Below are 1,239 nucleotides of genomic sequence, written 5' to 3'. Positions count from 1 at the left end.
CCTGCCACCCGAAAACTTGCCGATCCTCGAATGGCTCGGTATCAAAACGTCAAAATCACTGTGATGAACCACTAGGTTAAGTGTTCCACAACATTTGCTTCTCGAGCCGCCGGTGCGTCAGACGCCTCGCAATGACAACGGGCCAGCCCATTCTATCAGCCCTCGCTTTTCGCTTTCCGTCGCCGCCGATCAGCTTCTCGTCGACGTGCCTTCTGCATCTCGATCGCGTCATCCCAGGATTCCTGCGAGATATGGTCCGGCTTCACCGGCTTCGCCTTCTTCGGCTTCGGCGGTGGCGGCGGTAATGGTGAGCCGAGCGTGCGGTGCAGACGACGATAGATTGCGGCCTCGACCAGGGGCGCGATGTCGTCGGCGAGATCCAACGCTCGGATACGCGCCTCTAGCTCCAACAGCGGTATCTCATCGAGCGCCTCGAGCCATTCCGAGCCACGCTCGACCCACAGCGGCTCTGTGCAGCTCGACACGGCGCGCAGGATAGGCACGGTCAGGGCGGCGGGACCGTTGGTCGATTCCGCTATCGACCGGACGAGCATCACAACGTGGTCGGTGCCGGTCTCGGGGAACAGCTTGGCGTCGGTGGCATGAAGCCGGTCGCTGCGGCGCATCCTGAAGCGCAAGAAGCTCGCAACGTCCTCCGGCAAAGAGTCGATCTCCATCGCATCAAGGATGCCCTGAAGCTGCTCGACGAACTCCGCCGCGTCCTGCGGCTCTTGCACGGGCGCCGCCGGTGACCTCGGTCTGCCGACCGTCTTTCCGTTCTTGCTGAGCCTAGCCAATGAAAACCTCTAGAGAACTCCCCCCAGCGCCGGCGTACATCCGGCCAGTCGCCGAGGGGTTATCCGCGGCCGATGGGCCAGCCGCGAAACGCTATTCGGAAGTCTCCGCAACCTTCGGCGCGGAAGGCGTCTTGCCGGTCCACTCGAAGTGCATCGGGTCCTTACGGCCCTTCCAGTCTCCGCCCCACGATAGGCCGTGTTTTGCAGCCATTTCCGAGATGTTGGCCGGCATATCGGTGCGTAGGCCGTGCTGCATCGGGTTCGCGCCGGGGTTGATGTCGATCGCGTTGCCGAAGGCGTGCTGGGACAGACGATTGGATCCAGCAATGGTGCGATGGTTGTAGCCGCCGATCGAACGGATCGGGTAAGGGGCGCATACTCGACGAGCTTTGCGCGGTGACCGGCTGGCATCGCAAGCACGCGGTTCGGGCGCTTGCCAGCC

Annotated in this window: 2 protein-coding genes; both read right to left on the bottom strand. The window is 62.9% G+C overall.

Going from position 1 to position 1,239, the window contains the following annotated elements; all coding sequences use genetic code 11:
• Positions 1-155: 155 nt before the first annotated feature.
• Positions 156-737, bottom strand: coding sequence for a hypothetical protein (locus AAFX91_RS41775; protein ID WP_394570358.1), 582 nt, complete (start codon positions 735-737; stop codon positions 156-158).
• A 151-nt stretch (positions 738-888) separates the two neighbouring features.
• A partial coding sequence (locus AAFX91_RS41770) for a M15 family metallopeptidase (protein WP_394570357.1) occupies positions 889-1,239 on the bottom strand: 351 nt, incomplete at its 5' end.

Source organism: Bradyrhizobium sp. 31Argb (assembly GCF_043638955.1).
Classification (GTDB): domain Bacteria; phylum Pseudomonadota; class Alphaproteobacteria; order Rhizobiales; family Xanthobacteraceae; genus Bradyrhizobium.
Note: the sequence above shows the minus strand (reverse complement) of the source record. Positions and strands in the feature narration are given on the sequence as shown.